Origin of the sequence: Phocaeicola sp. RTP21359st1_B8_RTP21360_211022 (genome assembly GCF_040911965.1) — a bacterium.
GTDB lineage: Bacteria > Bacteroidota > Bacteroidia > Bacteroidales > Bacteroidaceae > Phocaeicola > Phocaeicola vulgatus.
The window spans coordinates 1-21,335 of the sequence record NZ_JBDFXP010000060.1 but is presented as its reverse complement, the minus strand read 5'-3'; the positions used below and the strand labels follow the sequence as shown (position 1 = coordinate 21,335).

10 protein-coding genes and 1 pseudogene are annotated in these 21,335 nt (G+C 41.0%); 10 read left to right on the top strand and 1 reads right to left on the bottom strand.

Annotation, left to right across the window (positions count from 1 at the left end):
- The 4 genes and pseudogenes from AB5062_RS20570 to AB5062_RS20555 form a co-directional block, all read left to right on the top strand.
- Positions 1-1,209 (top strand): annotated as a pseudogene (locus AB5062_RS20570) (beta-glycosidase); the annotation flags it as partial.
- Positions 1,210-1,211: 2 nt separating this feature from the next.
- Positions 1,212-4,580, top strand: a complete 3,369-nt coding sequence (locus AB5062_RS20565; RefSeq protein ID WP_011965347.1) for a sugar-binding domain-containing protein — start codon at positions 1,212-1,214, stop codon at positions 4,578-4,580.
- 13 nt (positions 4,581-4,593) lie between these two features.
- On the top strand, positions 4,594-6,978 hold the full coding sequence (locus AB5062_RS20560; protein WP_011965348.1) for a glycoside hydrolase family 31 protein: 2,385 nt from the start codon (positions 4,594-4,596) through the stop codon (positions 6,976-6,978).
- A 17-nt stretch (positions 6,979-6,995) separates the two neighbouring features.
- Positions 6,996-8,996 carry a S9 family peptidase gene (locus AB5062_RS20555; protein ID WP_057279510.1) on the top strand — a complete coding sequence of 667 codons (2,001 nt, stop codon included), beginning with the start codon at positions 6,996-6,998 and terminating at the stop codon, positions 8,994-8,996.
- 93 nt (positions 8,997-9,089) lie between these two features.
- On the opposite strand, the gene AB5062_RS20550 is transcribed toward AB5062_RS20555, so the two are convergent.
- Entirely contained in the window at positions 9,090-9,437 is a 348-nt protein-coding gene (locus tag AB5062_RS20550) for a cupin domain-containing protein (RefSeq protein WP_008674400.1), read from the bottom strand.
- A 332-nt stretch (positions 9,438-9,769) separates the two neighbouring features.
- Here AB5062_RS20550 and AB5062_RS20545 point away from each other — a divergent pair, with 332 nt between their 5' ends.
- The 6 genes from AB5062_RS20545 to AB5062_RS20520 form a co-directional block, all read left to right on the top strand.
- Complete coding sequence (locus tag AB5062_RS20545; RefSeq protein WP_008669644.1) at positions 9,770-11,383, top strand: pectate lyase; 1,614 nt, start codon at positions 9,770-9,772, stop codon at positions 11,381-11,383.
- Between the two features lie 20 nt (positions 11,384-11,403).
- Positions 11,404-12,564: a dienelactone hydrolase family protein gene (locus AB5062_RS20540; protein ID WP_011965350.1), complete on the top strand. Its 1,161-nt coding sequence runs from the start codon at positions 11,404-11,406 to the stop codon at positions 12,562-12,564.
- 6 nt (positions 12,565-12,570) lie between these two features.
- Positions 12,571-14,295, top strand: coding sequence for a pectinesterase family protein (locus AB5062_RS20535; RefSeq protein WP_008669649.1), 1,725 nt, complete (start codon positions 12,571-12,573; stop codon positions 14,293-14,295).
- 195 nt (positions 14,296-14,490) lie between these two features.
- Entirely contained in the window at positions 14,491-18,891 is a 4,401-nt protein-coding gene (locus tag AB5062_RS20530; protein ID WP_057280248.1) for a two-component regulator propeller domain-containing protein, read from the top strand.
- 194 nt (positions 18,892-19,085) lie between these two features.
- Positions 19,086-19,820: an outer membrane beta-barrel protein gene (locus tag AB5062_RS20525; RefSeq protein ID WP_057280240.1), complete on the top strand. Its 735-nt coding sequence runs from the start codon at positions 19,086-19,088 to the stop codon at positions 19,818-19,820.
- Positions 19,821-19,929: 109 nt separating this feature from the next.
- The coding region (locus AB5062_RS20520) for a DPP IV N-terminal domain-containing protein (RefSeq protein ID WP_368331270.1) at positions 19,930-21,335 on the top strand (1,406 nt) is incomplete at its 3' end.

The window sequence follows — 21,335 nt, the reverse complement described above, 5'->3', positions numbered from 1 at the left end:
GATTTGACCCGTGCCATGGGGAATGTGGCTTTCTATTATCAAGGTAGGGTAATTGAGAATATTCGTATCAGTAATACGGTGGATGCTTATGCTGTAAATGGTTGGGAAAGTATGAAACTGGAAAATCACTCCGGCATTGTTGATAATTATCGTTATCCTAAAGGAGATGTGGAAGTAATGGCTCGTTATAACCAACCGTTATTTTTAGCTGTAAAAATGAATCGGAAAGTGCTGAATGTTGGAGATACGACTATAGTAGATACTTATATTGTAAATGAAAAGAATTTGAAGGGGAATTATTCTCTTCAATTGATCGCGAAAGATGCGGAAGGTACTGTATTGGCTACCCATGTATCTAGTGTACATGTTAAAGGGGGGAATGTATATGGTCAATGTTTACAGATCGGCTGGAATTTTGTTCCTCGGGCAACAGGCTATGTTTGTATTGAAGCAAAGTTGGTCAAAGGCAAAAAAACTTTTGCAACTGGAAACGATTCTTTGTTTGCTGTAAGTTTGAATACGAAAGGAATTACAGCTAATGGTTCTATTGCTGATACTACGGGCGTTCTGAGCAATTTTATGAAAACAGTTGGTTTTGATATTCCGGAATATAAAGAAGGAACACCTTCGGGAGATTATTTGTTGGTTGGCGCCTTTGAACCTACTCAATGGGGAAGTGGTATGAGTGATATTATGGAATGGGTTTACAAGGGACATACATTGATTATTGTGGATAATGCGGAAAGGTGGGCTGAGTTCTTAGCGGATAAAGAAGTTTTGGATTATCGTGGTTCAAAGAAACTAGGTACGGCTTGGTATGGTGGGAACTTTTTCAATAGAGAACATCCTATTTTTGATGGATTGCCTGTCAATTGTGTCTTTAATTGGGAATATCAATGCTTTGCTACTTACAACCGTCATCGTGTAGGGTTGCGTTGCTTTAATGGGGAAACATTGGTTGCTTGTGTTTCCGATCATAAAAAAGAAGTTTATTCTGCCTTGTCTGTTATTCCGGCAGGTCGTGGAAAAATAATTATTACTACATTGGATATTCCTGCATGTATAAAGGATGTCAAAGCTTATACAGTTCCTGTTGATCTTGATGGCATGAACGAGTCGATGAATACTTTTAATACCAAAAGCGAGAATAGGGCTAATGTAGTGGGCCAACAGTTATTATTGAATTTAATAAAAGAAAGTAATAGATAATTATGAAGAAGAGTATTATTGCCATAGCATTTTTGTTGTTATGTCCATTTTATGGGGTGAGAGCACAGGAGAGACCATTTTTTGATTTGTCAGGAAAAGGATGGCATTTATGGCAGGATAAAAATGCAGCTTGGCAGACAGAGGATATTTATTTGACATTGGAAGAGGCACGGAAAAGTCCTGTAATTGTTCCTACAGCGGGATGGGATATATTGACTTCTGCCCAGACTCTTTCGGTACAGGTTCCTGGAACAGCTGAAGAATATCTTCAAACTCAGTCCGGACCCGAAGGAGATATTACAGGAGTTACATGGTGGAGTCGTACAATGGATATTCCGGTATTGAAGAAAGGACAAAAAGTCTTTTTGAATTTTGGCTCTATACGTTCACGGGCGGAAATTTTTATTAATCAGAGATTAGTGGATTATCAGATTGTGGACAATGTTCCTTTTGAAACGGATATTACTCCTTATATAAAATCAGGAGAACAGGTACAATTGGCTGTACGTATAACGGATGCGGGTGGTAACCATGATTGGCGTGACTACAGAACTATTCCGTGGGGAGATAAAATGTTGCCTCCCGGTCATGGCTTTGGAGGAATAACAGGAAAAGTTAGTATGAAGGTATGTAATTCTGTTTATGTGGCAGATATTTATATGCAGAATACTCCTCAGATAACTACCGCCAACGCTATTCTGACATTACAGAATGAAAAAGGAAAGACTGCGAAGCAGGATCTTCGTATAACGGTGTACGAGTGGAAAAATAAAGAAAAAATAGTTTATTCTAAAGAGATAAAGGGTATCTCATTAAATAAAGGTATGAATGAACTGAAGATTCCTGTATCAGCTCCGGATGCGAAATTATGGAGTGTGGATGATCCTAATCTGTATGTATGTGAGGTGGAGTTGTCCGAAGGACAGAACTGGGTGGATAAAGATTCCCGCCGTTTTGGATTCCGTTGGTTCGAGGCTTCCGGTATAGGTGATGATGCTGTTTTTCGTTTAAATGGAAAACGTATCATGCTTCGCTCGGCCATCAGTTGGAGTTTTTGGCCAGTCAATGGTATTTTTCCGTCGGAAGAATTGGCTGAAAGGCAAATTCGCATAGCTAAGGAGTTAGGATTGAATATGCTGAATTTTCATCGTTTTATCGGTAATACTGACGTAATGAATTATGCTGATGAGTTGGGACTGCTCTATTTTGAAGAGCCTGGCGGTTTTCGTCTGGACGTAAGACAGCCGTTTATGAATGCTGTTTTGCATGAAAAGGTCATCCGTATGGTAAAGAGGGATCGCAGTCATCCCTGTCTGGTTATCTATAATATGATGAATGAATCGGGAAATGCTGCTCCTGAAAAGTTAGAATTGGAAATTCAAGCGATGAAGGATATGCGTGTATTGGATCCTTCCCGGTTGATTCTTCGTACCTCGGCTTGGGCTAAGGGAGATGATATAGAAGATCAGGCTAAAATTCATATTCGTCCTTACGATGAAAAAGTGTATTGGAGTGGCTGGTATGATTATCATCGTGCCGGAGGACCTGCTGTTTGGAATGAAGGTTTGTACAAAGGCCCTGAAGATTATTATAATGATACAAAGAATAAGCGTGAAATTGTATTCTTTGGTGAGGAAGGGGCTTTATCATCACCTCCTCGTTTGGAAAAGAATAAAGAAGATTTGGAAAAATATAGCTATAAAGGATGGGATGGTAGAGAGTTTCTACGTTGGTATGATGAATTCAATAAATTTCTGGATGCTAAACAGTTAAGGACTGTTTATCCTACCGTGGATGATTTGTGTGTGGCTATGGGAACTGTATCCTATGAACATCAGGGACGTAAAATAGAATCGGCCAGAATGAATAATTTGACGGATGCATACGTTGTTAATGGATGGGAATCGGAATTGACGGAGAATTATTCGGGAATTGTCGATTGTTTTCGTTATCCCAAATCAGATCCGGCTATCATAGCTCGTTATAATCAGCCTTTGTATGTAGCGGTAAAGACCAGGCAACAGGTTGCAGCCGCAGGGGGAAAGGTGACCGTTGATTTTTATCTGATTAATGAGAAGAATGTCCGGGGAAACCATCAATTGAAAATCTCGGTGACAGACTCTCAAGGAAAAGTGATGGAGGTAGGGACTTATGAAACGGAAGCTGCCGGAGGTGAGGTTTATGGTCAGTTGTTGGTGAAAGATGTAAAAATACCTGTTCCTACAGCTGGAGGACTTTGTAGGATTGAAGCAAAACTGTGTAAGGAAAATTCTGTTGTTACAACTGGGTATGATGATATATTGTCTGTAAATCTGGCATCCAATATGTTGGATGGTAAAGGGGCCGTTTGGGAAGATGGGAGTGCTTTACAGAATTTCTTGAAGGGAAAAACGAAAGAAGCGGTTGCAGCTTACGAGGATAATTTAGGAAAGTTGGATTGGATTATGGTGGCCCGTCCTCCTAGGAAAGATCAGTTGACAATGGTGCCGATGGAAGCGTTACGCTCTGCCGATGGCAAACCGGGATTGGATGTGGTCTATTATGAGGATATGGAATTTCAGAAGGAAGTTTATCATGAAGTGGCCAAGGTGGTTAATCTGAGTGCTATTGAGGGAGCTACACCAAGTCCTTTTGTGTATATGCTTGATGGTTATGGTATTAAATGGAGTGGTAAAGTACTTCCTTCTGTCAGTGGTGAATATACGATTATTCCTCAGAGTAATGATCGTAGTATGATTGAAGTCTTTGTCAATGGTAAGAAAATATATGAAATAACCAGGAAGAAAGAGCATTTGGGCGATGGAAAAGTCTATTTGGAAGGAGGCAAGTCTGCCGATATAGAGATCCGTTTCAGGCATCCTCGCAGTAACGCGCGTTGTCGTTTGGATTGGGCTGTTCCTAATGATAAGATGCCGGATGCACAGCGTTTAATGGAACGTGCCGTAAATGATGGAACCAAAATCTTTATTATTCAGAGTGCTGATGAATGGTCGGAATTTATAGCGGCTAATAGTAAAGCGGTGTTTAAGGACAAATTCTTTGTTGGAACCAACTGGCTGGGCGGGGTGATGTTTAATAAGCCACATGATATTTTCAAGGAACTTCCTGTCGGAAATGCTCTCAACTGGCCTTATCAGGCATTGATACATACAGGGGTGGAGCGTATGGGATTAGTGATGGAAGGTGAAGAATTGCTGGTCGGAGCCTATCATACTTATCCTATGGCTATCGGAACTGCTATGGGGATTGTACCTATGGGTAAGGGTAGTGTTTTGTTCTCTACATTGGATATCTATGGGAACATCATTAATGATTCGGCTGCCGGACTCGTAGCCAAAAAGCTGATTTTCAATATGATTGATTTTAAATAAAATAACAGATACCATGAAAAAACGAATCCTATGCTTTTGTTTATGCCTGTATTGTATAGGGCTATGGGCGGCCAATGCTTCTTTTAAGAAGACAGGAAATGATTTGTTGTTTCTTCTGCCTCAGGGAAATGTGAAATTGGAATTTTGTACAGATGATATGTTCCGTGTACGTCATTCTCAAGGTACCGTGTTCGCTGAAAATGAGCAGTGGATGGTTCGGAAATATGATTTTACTCCTGTACACTATACAGTGGAAGATAAAGGTGCTGCATGGTTGATTACGACCGGAAAACTGATTATAGAGGCTACCAAGAATCCGTTCTGTCTGTCTGTTTCTGATAAAAACGGCAAACTGCTTTATACGGAACTTGCGGAACAACGTTTTTATAAGGATTCTGTCAAGACGAAAGCTGTTCTACAACCGGATGAGCATTTCTTTGGTTTTGGGGAACGTATGGATTTCATGGATCAGCGAGGGCGTAAGGTCTATCTGAATGTAGAGTTGGGAAGAGGGATAAAACCGGCTGTAGGAGGAAAAGATATTTTACGTGCCAATTATTGTCCCGTACCTTTTATGATGAGTACCAAAGGATATGGTTTATTCTTTCATACTCCGTTTGCTACCGAGTGGAATATGGGGTGGGATAGTAGTGATTATTATTCATTCAAAGCTTTTGGCGGTGATTTGGACTATTATTTTATTTATGGTCCCGATTTTTATACCATGGTTGACAGATATACGGAATTGACCGGAAAATCCCCCATGCTTCCTCGTTTTGCAATGGGGTTGCATGTCGGTACTTATTCCGGTGGAACCTGGAAGAATGAAGAGATGACTTCCGATAAATACCCGCCTGCTTTATGTAAACGTTTGCGTGAGGAAGAAGTGCCTTTTGATTTGCTTTGGCTGGATTCTACTTGGAGGCTGTTTAATACCACTTACGGAAATGGTGGTTGCTGTTTTGAATGGCGTAATACGTTCAAAGATCCGAAAGCCATGTTTGATAGTTGCTATGCGCAAAATGTAAAAATGGTGGGGCTTCATATCCGTTCTATATTAGATAATGGCCCTGAATATCATCTGTTGGATAAGGCGCGTGAACAGGGAAACGTGCTGTATCCCGGAGCAAAGATAGAAGGAGTGGTGAATTTCTTTGATCCGAAAGCTGTAGATTGGTGGTGGGAGAACGGAGTAATGAAAGTCGCTTCTATCGGGGCTAAGTTTGTGAAAACGGATGTCGGAGGAACGATGGACCTGAAAGGACTTCATAATATTTTTCCTTTAGCTTATGCGGAGGCCCCCTATCGTAAATTTCAGGAATATAATAATATGAGGGGGGTGACACATACCCGTGAAGGTTATGCGGGAATTCAGCGTTATCCTTATATCTGGGCTGGAGACTGGGGAAGTGAATGGCAGTGGTTTGAACCGGTGATACGTGCAGGACTTAATATTGGTATGAGTGGTGTGGGTAACTGGACTCATTGCATGGGAGGATTTGAACAATATTCTCCTTACGATACAGAATTATATACTCGTTGGGTACAGTTCGGTATGTTTTCACCTATCGCCATGGTGTTCGGTATGGACCATCCCCGTTACCATGAACCTTGGACTTATGGTCCGGAGGCTTTGGCCAATTTCATCAAATATGATAGTTTGCGTTATACATTGATTCCTTATATTTATAGTAATGCCTATCAGCTTTATAAAACGGCACGTCCCATGATGACTCCTTTAGTGATGGACTATCCTCAGGATGAGAATACTTATCAGCTGACACGTCAGTATATGTTCGGGCCATGGATGATGGTTTGTCCTGTCACTACCAAAGGTGCACTGAGCCAACATGTTTATTTTCCCGGTGGAGAATGGTTTGATTATGAAACCGGTGAGCGTTACGAGGGCCGTCAATATAAATCTTTTCTTACTCCGTTGGATGTGTTGCCTATCTATATAAAAGCCGGAGCTATTATTCCCATGCAACCTGTTATGCAGTGGGTAGATCAGCACCCTGTAGAGATGATAACATTGGATGTCTATCCGTCAGGCATTTCTTCTTATGAGATGTATGAAGATGATGGTATATCAATGGATTATCAAAAAGGGATTGGTTCATTGACCCGTTTTACCAGCAGGCTTGCTGATGATAGTTGGACGTTTACTGCAGATAAACCGGTAGGGAAGTACAAACCTGCCAAGCACACTTATCTAGTAAAGGCTTATTTGCAGAACGCTCCGCAATCTGTGATAGAAAATGGTAAATCGTTGCCCGTTCTTTCATCAGTTACAGATGCAGAGCGGAATACAGGCTGGTTTTATGATATAGAGCATAAACGTTTGTATGTGAAGACAGCCGGAGATAACCGTCAGAAAATTGAAATTGTGGTACAATAACTTAAAGGGATGATTCTATGAGAAAAATTATCGGTTTTCGCACTTTATGTGTAGGTTTGGGAATATGGGTGGGGACTGTTGTGGTTTCTGCTCAGGGGGAGTTCAAGGCATTACCTTGGAGTCAAAGTACTGCTTATAATTCTTATCTGATGCGTGATGTACATCGGCAGTTTGCATCCCGGCAGTCAGCCATTCAGCAAGCATTTACTTCTCCTGCCGGGATGCAGGAGTACCTGGAGGGTTGCCGTGAACGATATAAACAAATAGTAGGTACTTTTCCTGAAAAAGAGAATTTAAATGTTCAGGTGGTGGGGAAGATACAAGGTACCGGCTATTATATAGAGAAAATAATTTTTGAAAGCAAGCCTGGCCGCTATGTCACAGCACATCTTTATATGCCGGAGAACATGACTGTTCCTGTTCCGGCAACATTGGAACTTTGCGGACATGGATTGAATGGTAAAGGTTCTTCGTCTCATGCCGCTATGCTGATGGCATCCAATGGTATTGCTGTACTAGTGGTAGATCCCATAGGCCAGGGAGAACGGTTGCAACTTATTGATAGGGAAGGAAAACCGCTGACACGGGGGGCTACCACGGAACATACCTTACTGAATGCGGGCTTTAACTTGCTTGGTACTAGTTTGGCGGCACAGGAATATTGGGATAATCATCGGGCTTTGGACTATTTATTGACTCGTAAGGATATTGATTCGGAGCGTATCGGAGTATATGGATCTTCTGGTGGTGGTACTCAGACCGCTTATTATATAGGTTTGGATCCCCGTGTAAAGGTAGCGGCCATTTGTAGTTTCTTTTCTACCCGAGAACGTACTATGGAGTTGCAAGGTCCTTCCGATGGTTGCCAACATATACCATACGAAGGGCGTGAACAACTGGAAGTACCTGATTTTGCTTTAATGATGGCTCCACGGCCTTTATTGATTTTAAGCGGTAAATATGATTTTGTCGATTTATGGGGTGCACAACAAGGGTTTGCTGAATTACAACAGTGCTATAAAGTATTGGGAGTTCCCGAAAAGGTGGATATGCTGACAGTAGAAACAGGGCATGGACTTGGAACTGAAAAAAGGCAAAAGTTGGTCAGTTGGTTCAAGCGTTGGCTGAAAGATGATCAATCTCCGGTGAAGAAATCGGCACAAGACCGTTTCCGGTTGTCTGATATGCTTTGTACGACTAAAGGACAGGTGAATGTATCTATGCCTGGAGCACTCAGTATTATGCAGGAAAATGTGAATCAGCTGGATGAGTGGGCTTCCAAGCGTGAGGCGTTTCTTTCGAAAGGAAAGAAAACTGTCCAAGCAAAGATGCTGGATTTGTTAGGTCTTAAAGGTCTTCCTGACCATAAAATAAGAATTGAAGCAACCGGACATGATTCAATGCGTGAATATGAACAATATAAGTTTCAGCTTATAAGGGAAGGGGAGATGCCTGTTCCTTGTATTCTTATCATGCCGTCCAGAGCGAATGCTGATTCTCCTGTTGAGTTAAGGTTACAGGAAGAGGGAAAAGGAACTTATTTGAGTGAATATGCGAATTTTGCTGCTGCCTTGACGGAAGGAAAAATCTTGTTGTTGGCAGATTTGCGCGGATTTGGGGAAACAACGGATCCTGCATTCTATACGGATGCTAAATATTGGAACCGTGAGTATCGCAATGCAATGGTCAGTATGCATATAGGGCGTCCTATTATGGGACAACGTGTTGTCGATATTTTGACTTTGCTTGATTTTTGTTCAGAACACGAATTTCTGAAAGGACACCCCGTCAAGGTATTTGCCAATGGTATTTATGGTCCGGTTGCAATTCATGCTGCTTATTTGGATGAAAGAATCAACAGTGTGGAGATAAAACATAGCGTGAAGACTTGGAAGGAATACATTGAGAGGCCTATGCAGTGGGATATGTATTCTAATGTGTTGTATGGTGCTTTGAAATATTATGATTTACCGGATTTGATAAGGTTAAGCAATTGTCCCATTCGTTTTGCAGATTAAAAAATAGAATTCATTTCCACTGTAGGAGCATATTAAATGCCCAAAGGAGGGCACAGCAATCTGCTCCTGCAGTGGATGGAATATATGGCTTGTCTATTTCTTTTCCAGGAAATCAGCACGCATCGGGCTGAAACAATCTATCAGCATACCCGGCTCCAGGCATACACAACCATGCACAGCATCCGGTTCCTTATATAGACAGTCGCCGGCCGATACAATTTTTTTCACACCATTGATGGTGAACTCAAATTTTCCACTTTCCACATAGGTCACTTGTGAATGGATATGATGGTGGACAGCTCCTACAGCTCCCTTTTCAAATTTTACTTTAACAACCATGATGTCATCATTGTAACCCATGATCTGGCGCACTACACCTTCGCCTGCAGGTTCCCATTCTTTGCCTTCTGCAAAAATGAAGTTTTCACTACCTGTTTTCATAACCTTTTTTTCAGTGTTTTTGTTTGTTTCTTCAGTACACTCTTTGTTGCTCTCTTTTTTTTCACTTTGTGCATTGCAGCTCTGCAATAGTAGTGGTGCCATCAAGGCGCAAGCATACAATGCGGTTCTTACCTTACGATTCATGATCTTGCATTTAATATAAAATGAATAACTAAAACTTTTCTTCAAATATACTTATAATATGGGGAGGGTAGTTCGTCGTGATTAAAATATACGAGGAAAAGACCAAATATTACAAATCCAAGCTCCGGAAAATGGCTTATTTTGCTTCATAATGATATTTAAACTTGAATCAAAACACTAAAACAACAATGAAAAGCACATTAAAGAAGAACTGGGAAAGAATTGTCCTTTGCCTGTGCATGGCAAATTTTGCTTGTATAGGTATAGCCCAAACTAATAAAAAATTAGATGACCAAGTTATAAATACGATGAAAACCGCCACTCGGTTTATGATGGACAAAGTGAGTTATAATGGTGGCTTCGTATGGAATTATTTGCCGGATATGTCCCGTTCATGGGGAGAGATGGAAGCCAAGAGGACAATGGTATGGATTCAGCCGCCGGGAACTCCTTCTGTCGGTCATTTGTTGCTTGACGCTTATCATGCTACAGGAGATGAGTATTATTATGAAGCTGCGAAAAAAGTGGCTAACACCTTGATTTGGGGACAGCTTGAATGTGGCGGATGGAATTATGTGTTCGATTTTGCAGGAGAGAACTCCTTAAAGTCCTGGTATGATACCGTTGGTAAAAATGGCTGGCGTCTGGAAGAATTTCAACATTATTATGGAAATGCGACTTACGATGATGCGGGTACTATGGAGGCTGCCAAATTTCTACTTCGTATGTATGTGGAAAAAAATGATCCTGCTTTCCGTCCGGCTTTGGAGAAAACCATTGATTTTGTCTTGAAAAGTCAATATCCGGTGGGCGGATGGCCTCAACGGTATCCTTTGATGTATGATCACCCTTTTCAAGGTAAGAAAGATTATTCGTCTTTTATTACTCTGAATGATGATGTGATTCCTGATGCGACCGAGTTTTTGATTCAATGCTATCAGGCAATGGGGTTGCAAGGGGTAAAGGAGCCTATTATGCGTGCTATGTACTTGATGATTTCCCTTCAACAAGGGGAACCTTATGCAGGCTGGGCAGACCAATATACAGTAGATGATTTGAAACCGGCTCATGCCCGTTCTTATGAACCGCGCAGTGTGAACACCGGTACTACCGTCCGTCTTGTTAATTTAATGATGGATTACTATAAACTTACAGCTGATACTCGTTTCCTGTCGGGGATTCCTGCTGCAATTCGTTTTTTGGAATCAATGAAATTACCGGAATCGGATGTGAAGAAATGGAAGAGTCAGTCGACTAATCCGGAAGCTATTTTGGTTCCTCGTTTTGTAGATCCTGATACTGGTAAACCACTGTATGTCCATCGTAAAGGAAGTAATGTGAAAAACGGTACTTATTATATAGATCAGAATATAGAAAATACAATAGCTCATTATAATTCGGCAACTTTTGTGAATCCAGGTGAACTGCGTCGTCGTTATGAGGAAGTGAAAAAACTTCCTGTATCCGAATTGGCGAAGAATTCACCTTTGCTGCAGGATCATTTGGTTCCTTTACCTAAATATTATACTCGTTTACGTGGAAAAGCTACGGAAGAAGTTGCCCGGAAATTGGTGAAATCACTGACTAAGGACGGTTGCTGGCTCTCTCCTTTAAAGTCAACCTCGAACCCGTATAAGCCATATACTGTTTCAGGACCTAGTGAGGAAACGAAATATATAGCTACCTTTGTAGGGGACGAGCACGATACATCACCTTATCCGTGTACCACCGGAGAATTGTGCATCTCTGTTGGGGATTATATTGATAATATGATAAAATTAATTAGTTACCTTGAAAAGTAAAGTTTGTTAGGTATAGGTTTATGAAGAATACTGTAATTTGTTTATTGTTGTTTGGGATAAGTCTGACGGCTTCTGCTCAAGAAAAGGTGGAAACAGTCTCTATGCGTTATGAAACGCAGAATGATATGCCGCTGTTCTATCAGAAGATGAAAGAAAACCTGACTTATCCTATGGCTTGGGGAAATTCTTCCATCAGAAATTTCAAGAAGTGGCGTGAGGAAGCTCGAAAAACGTTATTGGATTGCATGTTGCCTGCTCCTCCTGCTACGGCTTTTGATAAGGAAGTGATAGATACCGAGCAACGGAATGGATATAGGGCGGAGAAGATTTTGTTCAGTGTTTCGGAATATTCTCGTGTTCCCGCTTATCTGTTGGTTCCTGACGGGAATGGCCCGTTCCCGGCAGTATTGCTGCTTCACGATCACGGTGCGCATTTTTCGATAGGGAAAGAGAAAATGGTACGTCCGTTCGGTGTGGAAGCATCTGTACTGGCCGATGCGGACGATTGGGCGGAAAAATGTTATGACAAACAGTATGTAGGTGATTATCTGGCAAGTCACGGATATGTAGTGCTTGCTGTGGATGCCTTGTTTTGGGGGGAACGGGGACGTAAGGAAGGAGTACGCTATGACTCACAGCAAGCGTTGGCGGCCAATATGTTACAGATGGGAATGTCTTGGGGAGCCTTGATAGCCTGGGATGATATCCGTAGCGCGGAATTTCTGGCCTCATTGCCCATGGTTCATAAGGAAAAGATAGGTACTATGGGATTTTCTATGGGAGCACATCGTGCCTGGATGGTCAGTGCCGCTACAGATGTGGTGAAGGCAGGCGCTGCTGTGTGCTGGATGAATACTACAGATAGCTTAATGACACTTACCAATAATCAGAACAAAGGCGGGTCTGCTTATTCCATGATTATTCCCGGAATACGGAATTGGATGGATTATCCTCATGTGGCATCTATCGCCTGCCCCAAACCGATGTTGTTCATCAATGGCTTGCGGGACAAACTTTTTCCTGTAAAGGGCGTTGAAAGCGCTTTCTCTACCATGCAGGATGTATGGAAGAGTCAATCGGTAGAAAATCTGTTGACTACCAAGTTCTATGATTTGCCCCATTTTTGCAGTAAGGAGATACAGGATGATATACTTGAGTTCTTTAATCAAAATTTAAAATAGAAAGCGATGAAAATTAAGATGTTGATGGCATTTGTTGCCTTGTTGTTTTCTGCTTTTACGGCAGACCGCACAATTACTATCTTTATGATAGGTGACTCGACTATGGCTAACAAACCCTTAGAGGGAGGTAATCAGGAACGTGGATGGGGCCATGTGCTGGGAGGATATTTCAGTGAGAATATTCGTGTGGAAAACCATGCTAGAAATGGTCGGAGTTCTAAAAGTTTTATTGATGAAGGATTGTGGGAGGTAGTAATTAATAAAGTAAAGCCGGGTGATTATGTTTTTATTCAGTTTGGGCATAATGATGAGAAGGCCGATGAGAAACGTCATACTGATCCCGGATCTACTTTTGATGCCAATCTACGCCGTTTTGTAAAAGAAACACGTGCTAAAGGGGGAATTCCCGTGTTGTTTAATGCCATTGTCCGTCGTAATTTCCGGAATAATAAAAATGCGGTAGCCGAAGATGATGTGCGCAAGGATTTGTCAAAGGGGAGTGTTTCTCAAGATGGAGAAGTGTTGATTGATACTCATGGAAAATATTTGGAGTCTCCGCGTAACGTGGCAAAAGAGTTGGATGTGCCTTTTGTGGATATGAACAAGATAACGCATGATTTGGTGCAGGAGATGGGACCGGAGGCTTCAAAAAAATTGTTCATGTGGATTCCTGAAGGTGTGTGTGCAGCTTGTCCGAAAGGGCGTGAGGATAATACGCACCTGAATGTATATGGGGCGCGTACTATTGCTGGTTTGACGGTGGATGCTATAGCTAAAGAGGTTCCTGCATTGGCGCCTTTTGTACGTCATTATGATTTTGTAGTGGCAAAAGATGGCAGTGGTGATTTCTTTACCATTCAGGAAGCGATTCATGCTGTCCCCGATTTTCGTAAAGCAGGACGCACTACTATTCTAGTCCGTAAAGGGGTATATAAAGAAAAAGTGGTTATTCCTGAAAGCAAGATTAGTGTTTCTTTGATAGGTGAGGACGGAGCAATTCTGACAAATGATGATTTTGCTGCTAAAAAGAACTATTTCGGAGAAGAAATGTCTACCTCCGGTTCATCAACCTGTTATATCTATGCTCCCGATTTCTATGCTGAGAATATCACTTTCGAGAATAGTGCCGGCAGAGTGGGGCAGGCAGTGGCCTGTTTTGTTAGTGGAGATCGCGCTTATTTCAAAAACTGTCGTTTTTTGGGAAATCAGGATACTTTGTACACTTATGGCAAAGACAGTCGTCAGTTTTATGACCATTGTTATATAGAGGGTACAGTGGATTTTATTTTTGGCTGGTCTACGGCATTGTTTAAGGATTGCACCATCCATAGTTTGGGTGATGGGTATGTTACCGCTCCTTCTACAGATCAAGGCAAAAAATATGGCTATGTTTTTATAGGCTGTAAATTGACGGGTGTGGCTGAGGCTCAGAAGGTGTATTTGTCCCGTCCTTGGCGTCCTTATGCACAGGCTGTTTATATTCATTGTGATTTGGGAAAGCATATTCTTCCGGTGGGTTGGAACAACTGGGGCAAAAAAGAAAATGAGGAAACCGTATTCTATGCTGAATACCGGAATACGGGAGAAGGGGCGGCTACCGCTTCGCGTGCTTCGTTTGGAAAGCAGCTGAACGATATCAGTAATTATAATGAAGCACAGATTTTGGCAGGTGATGACGGATGGAATCCGGTGGAAAATGGAAATGTGTTGTTGCAGAATTTAAAGAGATAAGCTGTTCTTTCTACCAGTAATAATACTTTGTCACTGTAGGGAGGAATTCTATTTGCTCCTATGGAAAGTGTCAGGGAAGAGTAGAATGATAAAAGGGGGATTTAACTTTGCCCCTTTTATTTTTTTAGGAACTTGTATGTCAGTATCTCTCGTTTTTTATGTATTTTTGCCATACTATATATGAAAATCTACGAAATGAAAAGACACATTCTGTTTATACTTACTTTGCTGCTCTTTTTTTATGCAAAAAGTCAGCCTAATTGTATCTTTACTCATTATTCTTCGGAAAACGGTTTATCTCAGAACTCCATCATGAGCATGGTACAAGACCATAATGGAGTTTTATGGTTCTCTACTTGGGATGGAATCAACCGGTTCAACGGTTATGACTTCAAAGTTTATAAAGCCAGACAAGGGAATAAAATTACTATGACTAACAACCGGGTAGACTTATTGGAAGTAGACCCTTATAATTATATTTGGCTGCAAACGTATGATTACCGTGTGTATCGTTTTGACCAAAGAACAGAGAAATTCGAACAAATCCCTGCTGAAGGTGAAGAGGAGGGTATGCGTTTCTCTTCTATTAAAATATTGCCCGACAGTGTCATTTGGCTACTTTCTGAAAATGAGGGGGCTGTCCGTGTGAAAACAAACCCTAAAGATTACAGTATAACTACCCAAGTATATGCTACTCATAGTCGTGGAGGAAATGCCGTTCATATTAATCAGGTTTTTAGCGATGCTTACAATCAAGAGTGGTTGCTTACTGATAACGGTCTGCTGAAGATTACGAATGATAAAGAAGAGCCTGTCTCTTATTTTGTGAATATCCAGTCAGGCAAAGATGAACCCGTACAGGCCTTCTACTCTTTTTGCAGTTATGGTGACGAACTTTATTTTGGATCAGACAGAGGACGGATATGGTGCTATTCTTTGCAGAATGAAATCTTTCGTCTTTGGGAATTGCCGGTAAAGGATAAAGTGATTGCTATAAATGAAATAAAAGGTACGGGACTGTTGATAACGACTGCCCATGAAGGATTGATATTGTATCATTCGGATACAAAAGAGTGTAAAGTCTATAATAAGTCCAATTGTCCCGAATTCCCGGCAGACGCTTTCCGTTCTGTTTATGTTGACAGTAAGCAGGAAGCATGGTTTGAGATGACCGAATGGGGAAAGGTTTGTCATTTCAATCCTTTGACAGAAGTATTTAAGCAAGAAAAGATGCAAGTGGAGCCTCGTGGTGCCGATCGTTCCTATCCCAGTTTTCATATTTGTGAAGACTTGAACGGTAATTTGTGGGTACATCCGCAAGGAGGAGGGCTTTCTTGGTATGACAGAGAGGCAAATCGGCTGTTGCCTTTCTATAATGATCCCGATTCACCCGATTGGCACTTTTCCAATAAATTACATTCCATGTTATCCGATAAGCAAGGCAATCTTTGGTTATGTACTCATTCTAAGGGGTTGGAGAAGATTACTTTTTTAGGAAGCCAGTTCCATATTTATCCCCGCATGGGTCACAGTTATGACTTGAATTCCAATACGGTACGTGCGTTGTTTGAAGATAGCGAACATCGCATCTGGATGGGAAAACGGGATGGTCAGATTGAAATTTATTCTTCTGATTTAGATTTTCAGGGTATTCTGACTGAAGAGGGGGATATAGCCAAATCTGGCAGGCCGTTACGGGGAGTTCCTTATCATATCATGCAAGATTCTCACGGAAACATTTGGATTGCGACCAAAGGGGATGGTATTATTCTGGCAGAAAAGGAGGGGGCCCATTTTAAGTTTACTCGATTCAAATATGATGAAGATGATATTTATAGCCTGAGTCATAATAGTGTTTACTGGTTACATGAAGACAAGCATGGACGCATTTGGGTGGCAACTTTCGGTGGAGGGTTGAATTATATTCAGAAAACTCCTGAAGGGAAATATGTGTTTATTAGTTCTAGAAATAACCTGAAAGGTTTTCCGTATGACCGTTGTTACCGTGTACGCCATATCACTTCTGACAAGAAAGGGAATATATGGGTGGGGAGCAGTGATGGCGCGCTTAGTTTTAAAGAGGATTTTAAAGATCCGGAGTCGATTGTGTTCCATCTTTATGCACGTATCCCCGATGATATGAATTGTCTGAGCAACAATAACGTATATCGGATTGTAACCACTTCTCAAGGAGAAGTTTATTTGGCTACATTTGGGGGTGGTCTTAACCGGCTTGTTTCCATGAACGGAGAAGGGGGAGCTGTTTTTAAATCTTATACAGTGAAGAACGGCCTGCCTTCAGATATCCTGTTGTCTGTAGAAGAGGATGGCGCAGGAAACTTGTGGATAAGTACGGAAAACGGATTGAGTAAATTTATTCCGTCCGAACAGCGTTTTGAAAATTATAATGAACGGGATTTTGGGGGCAAAATACGTTTTGAGGAGGGGACATCGCTGAATCTTAGTTCCAGTACCCTACTCTTTGGCACCAGTCGTGGTATGCTTTATTTTGAACCGGAACATATCAAGAAAAGCAATTATGTTCCATCCATTGTTTTCGGAACGTTGAAAATATCCAATCAGGAGGTGATTCCGGGTGTATCAGGCAGTTTGTTGCGACAGTCTCTTGATAATACAGAACACCTGGTACTTTCGCACAAGGAGAATATTGTAACTTTGTCCTTTGCAGCCTTGGATATGATTTATCCTGAAAATATCCGTTATGCTTATCGTTTGCATGGATTTGATAAGGAATGGAATTATGTGGATAAACAACGTACCGCTACATACACCAATCTGCCGAAAGGGGATTATGTATTTCAGGTTAAATCGACCAATAGTGATGGGGTTTGGGTAGAGAATGAGCGCAGTTTGAGAATCACCATTCAGCCTTCGTTTTGGGAAACGGCTTGGGCTATGGCAATTTATATTCTTGCTTTTCTGTTGATTCTGTTTTCAGGAGTATATATATTGTTTACCATTTATCGTCTGAAACATGAAGTGTCTGTGGAACAGCAGGTTTCTGATATAAAGCTTCGCTTTTTTACAAATATTTCTCACGAACTTCGCACTCCGCTGACATTGATTGCAGGTCCAGTGGAATATGTTCTGAAAAACAAGACTTTGCCGGATGATGTACGTGAGCAATTGCATGTAGTAGAACGTAATACCGACCGTATGCTTCGCTTGGTGAATCAAATTCTTGATTTCCGCAAAATACAGAAAAATAAGATGAAGTTGCGTATAGAGCAGATAGATATTGTTCCTTTTGTACACCATATCATGGATAATTTTGAATCGCTGGCTGAAGAGCATCATATTGATTTTGTATTCGAAAGTGAAATGCCTTCCTTGAAACTGTGGGTAGATGCGGATAAGTTGGAAAAGATTGTCTTCAATCTGCTTTCCAATGCTTTCAAGTATACTCCACAGGGTAAGATGATTACGCTTTTCATTCATGAAAATGAACATAATGTGGCGATTGGTGTGCAGGATCAAGGTATAGGAATTTCTGAAAGCAAGAAAGCTTCCCTTTTTGTCCGTTTTGAAAATCTGTTGGACAAGAATTTGTTTAATCAGCAAAGTTCTGGTATCGGTCTTTCTTTGGTTAAGGAATTGGTGGAACTGCACAAAGCGACTATCCGTGTGGATAGTAAAGAGGGGGAGGGCAGTTGTTTCACGGTTGAGTTTTTGAAAGGCAAGGAGCACTATACGGAGAATGTAGAGTTCATTCTCTCTGATTCTGTCGAAATGAAGCCGGAAGAGGTGGAAGAATCTGTTCAGGGACATGAAGAGAAGAGGAATGAAAGCAAAACGATGTTGCTGGTTGAAGATAATTTGGAACTTCGTTTCTTTTTGCGTAGTATCTTTATCTCAAATTTCAACGTCATAGAGGCTGTCAATGGGGCTGAAGGTTTGGATAAGGCTTTGAAGTTTGTTCCGGATATTATTATTAGTGATATCATGATGCCGGAAAAGGATGGTATTACCATGACAGAAGATTTGCGTGCTAATATGGCGACCAGTCACATTCCGGTCGTTTTACTGACGGCTAAAACGGATATGGACAGTAAGTTGGAAGGTATGGAACTGGGAGTTGAGGATTATATAACGAAACCGTTCAGTGCTACTTACCTGAAGGCCAGGGTGGAGAATATTCTGACACAACGTGTCAAGTTGCAACAGTTGTATTGTGCGAATCTGATGAATATTCAGCCTGTTGCGGAGGAAGAACAGCAAACACAGCCTGAGATGTCTTCCCATGACCGTAAGTTTATGGAGAAACTGACGGAATTAATGGAGAAGAATATGGATAATGGCGATTTGATAGTGGATGATTTGGTACAGGAGCTTGCGGTGAGTCGTTCTGTCTTTTTCAAGAAACTGAAGACCCTGACAGGACTTGCCCCCATTGAGTTTATTAAAGAGATGCGTGTGAAACGTGCCGCACAATTGATAGAGAGTGGTGATTATAATATGACGCAGATTGCTTATATGGTGGGTATTAATGATCCTCGTTATTTCAGCAAATGTTTTAAACAACGTTTTGGTATGACACCTACCGAATATAAAGAGAATGCGAAAAATAAGCGATAACTTTTGCTGCTGTTGGTTCGTTTTTGCAGCGTTTGTTTTTTTGATTTCTTGAACGGTATGTTTAAATGTAGGGTGTTTCTTTTGTTATGTGAGTGAGTTGCTCATGTTATTTTATTATTTTTCCGGATATGCAATGGGGGTTTTTCTGAATTTTTAGTCTTTTACATAGATAATGAACTAAAAAGAAGAAAAAGATGAAAAAAGTAATTTTATTTATGGCAGGTATTTTGGTGAGTATGATGTTGAACGCTCAGTCTCGTTGGAGTGTTACGCCGGAAGCCGGCTTGGTAGTGAATAAGGAAAATGAAGGGACATCAGTTACATTAGGTTTTAAAGCCGGTGCCGGTGTGTTGTATCAGTTAAAGGAAGGGGTGGGAAAGAAGCCTTCTTTTGGCTTGAAGTCCGGGGTTTATATCTTAATGCAGAAAGGTGGGTATCATCCTATGAGCTGGGGAAACATATCAACAGGAGGAGGATTTAGCATGGATTATGAAAAAACGAATGTTGAGTCCACGCGTTATTATTTGCAATTGCCTGTTATGGCTCATTGGGGTTTTAAACTTTGTGATGATGTGCGTCTTAAATTAGCAGTAGGACCTTATGTAGCTGTAGGAATTGGTGGACGTACTAATGCTTATGTTTCTTCCTCAAAATATAATATAGATGAAGAAACAGGTGTTGGACAGTACGAATACCGGAATGATTATTACCGGTTTGGCACATTTAAAGGAAAAACAGTAAATGAGGAATTTGGTTTTGAAGCGTCCCCTCGTTTGGATTGGGGAGGAACGGCTTCTGTCGGGATTGCTGTTAAACGGATTTCATTTACTATCGGGTATGATTTGGCTTGGGGAAAATATAATAAGGAACAGAATGATTTAAGGATACGGAATCATATGGTTAGCTTTACTTCAGGGTATAGTTTCTGATAAGAAAAGGATAAATGAAACAAACATACACAAAATTCTTTGTTTAAGATTGTTAAATGAAGAATTTTGTGTATGTTTGTTTTTTATAAACACGATAAAAGTTCAATCTATGAGGAAAATGCTATTCATTACCCTTTTAATGGGCGGTCTGTGTACGACAGTTTCTGTTGCAAAAGCGCAGGAACGCTTGCCGGAATATCTGCAGGCAGAGAAATACACACAAGAAAAATTGAACACCATGTTGTTTTCTACTGTGGTGGATCCGCATTGGTTCCAGAAAGGTAATAATTTCTGGTTCGAGTACAAAACAAGTGAAGGAACCTTTTGGTATGTGGTTGATCCGGCTGCCCGGACAAAGAAGCTTTTGTTTGATAGGGATGAATTAGCTTCCCAGCTTACCGAAATTGTAAAAGATCCCTTTGAGGCACGCCATTTGCCAATCACAAATCTGAAAGCGGAAGAAGATGGGCGTACCTTTACTTTTGAAGTAAAGTCAACAAAAGATGCGACACCAAAGAAAGATGGCAAGGATAAGAAGGACAAGAAGAATGAGAAGGAAATCTTTTATTTTTCTTATGACTATCCTACCCGTAAATTGACCCATCTGAAAGATAAAGAAGACGACCTGAAGAAAATCTATTGGGGATCGGTCTCTCCTGATGGTAAAACGGTGATTTATGCCAAGGATTTGAATTTGTATCGCATGAGTCGTGAAGATTATGAAAAGGCGAAAAAAAATGAAAAGGATAGTACGATCGTGGAAATCCAGCTTACTACAGATGGCATGAAGGATTTTGGCTATGGTATTCCCTATAGTATGTTGAATACAGATACTTTATGTAATGGCAAGCGTCGTCGTGTAGGTGGAGTGTGGTCTCCGGATTCACGTTATTTTGCTATGACAGTTTCTGACAATCGCGCTGTGAAAGAGTTATGGGTAATAAATTCGATGGCCCGTCCACGTCCCACATTGGAAACTTATAAATACCAGATGCCGGGAGAAAAGGAAGCTCCCATAGAACACCTGTACTTGTTTGACTTGGTTGATAATAAACGTAAGGAAATTAAAGTCGCAGCTTATAAAGATCAAAGCATTGGCCTGGAATACAAACCAATGATGCAAAAACAGCGTGATATGGAAGATCAGGCTGCCGTTTGGCAGGGTGATAACAACCGTTTCTTCCTGACCCGCAGCAGCCGTGATTTACATCGGATTGATGTTTGTTCCTATACGATAGGACAGGATTCTGTTGTACCAGTAATAAAGGAACGGATGAATACCTATCAGGAAACTCGTCCTTTAAGAGTCTTGAATGGTGGAAAGGAAATTATTCAATGGAGTGAGCGTGATGGTTGGGCACACCTTTATTTATATGATGATCAGGGTAATTTGAAAAATCGTATCACAAAAGGTCCCTGGCACGTGGAGGAAATCTTGAAAGTAGATGACAAGGCGCGTGTGATTTATTTTACTGCCAATGGAATGAATGCGAAAGAACATCCTTATTATGAACA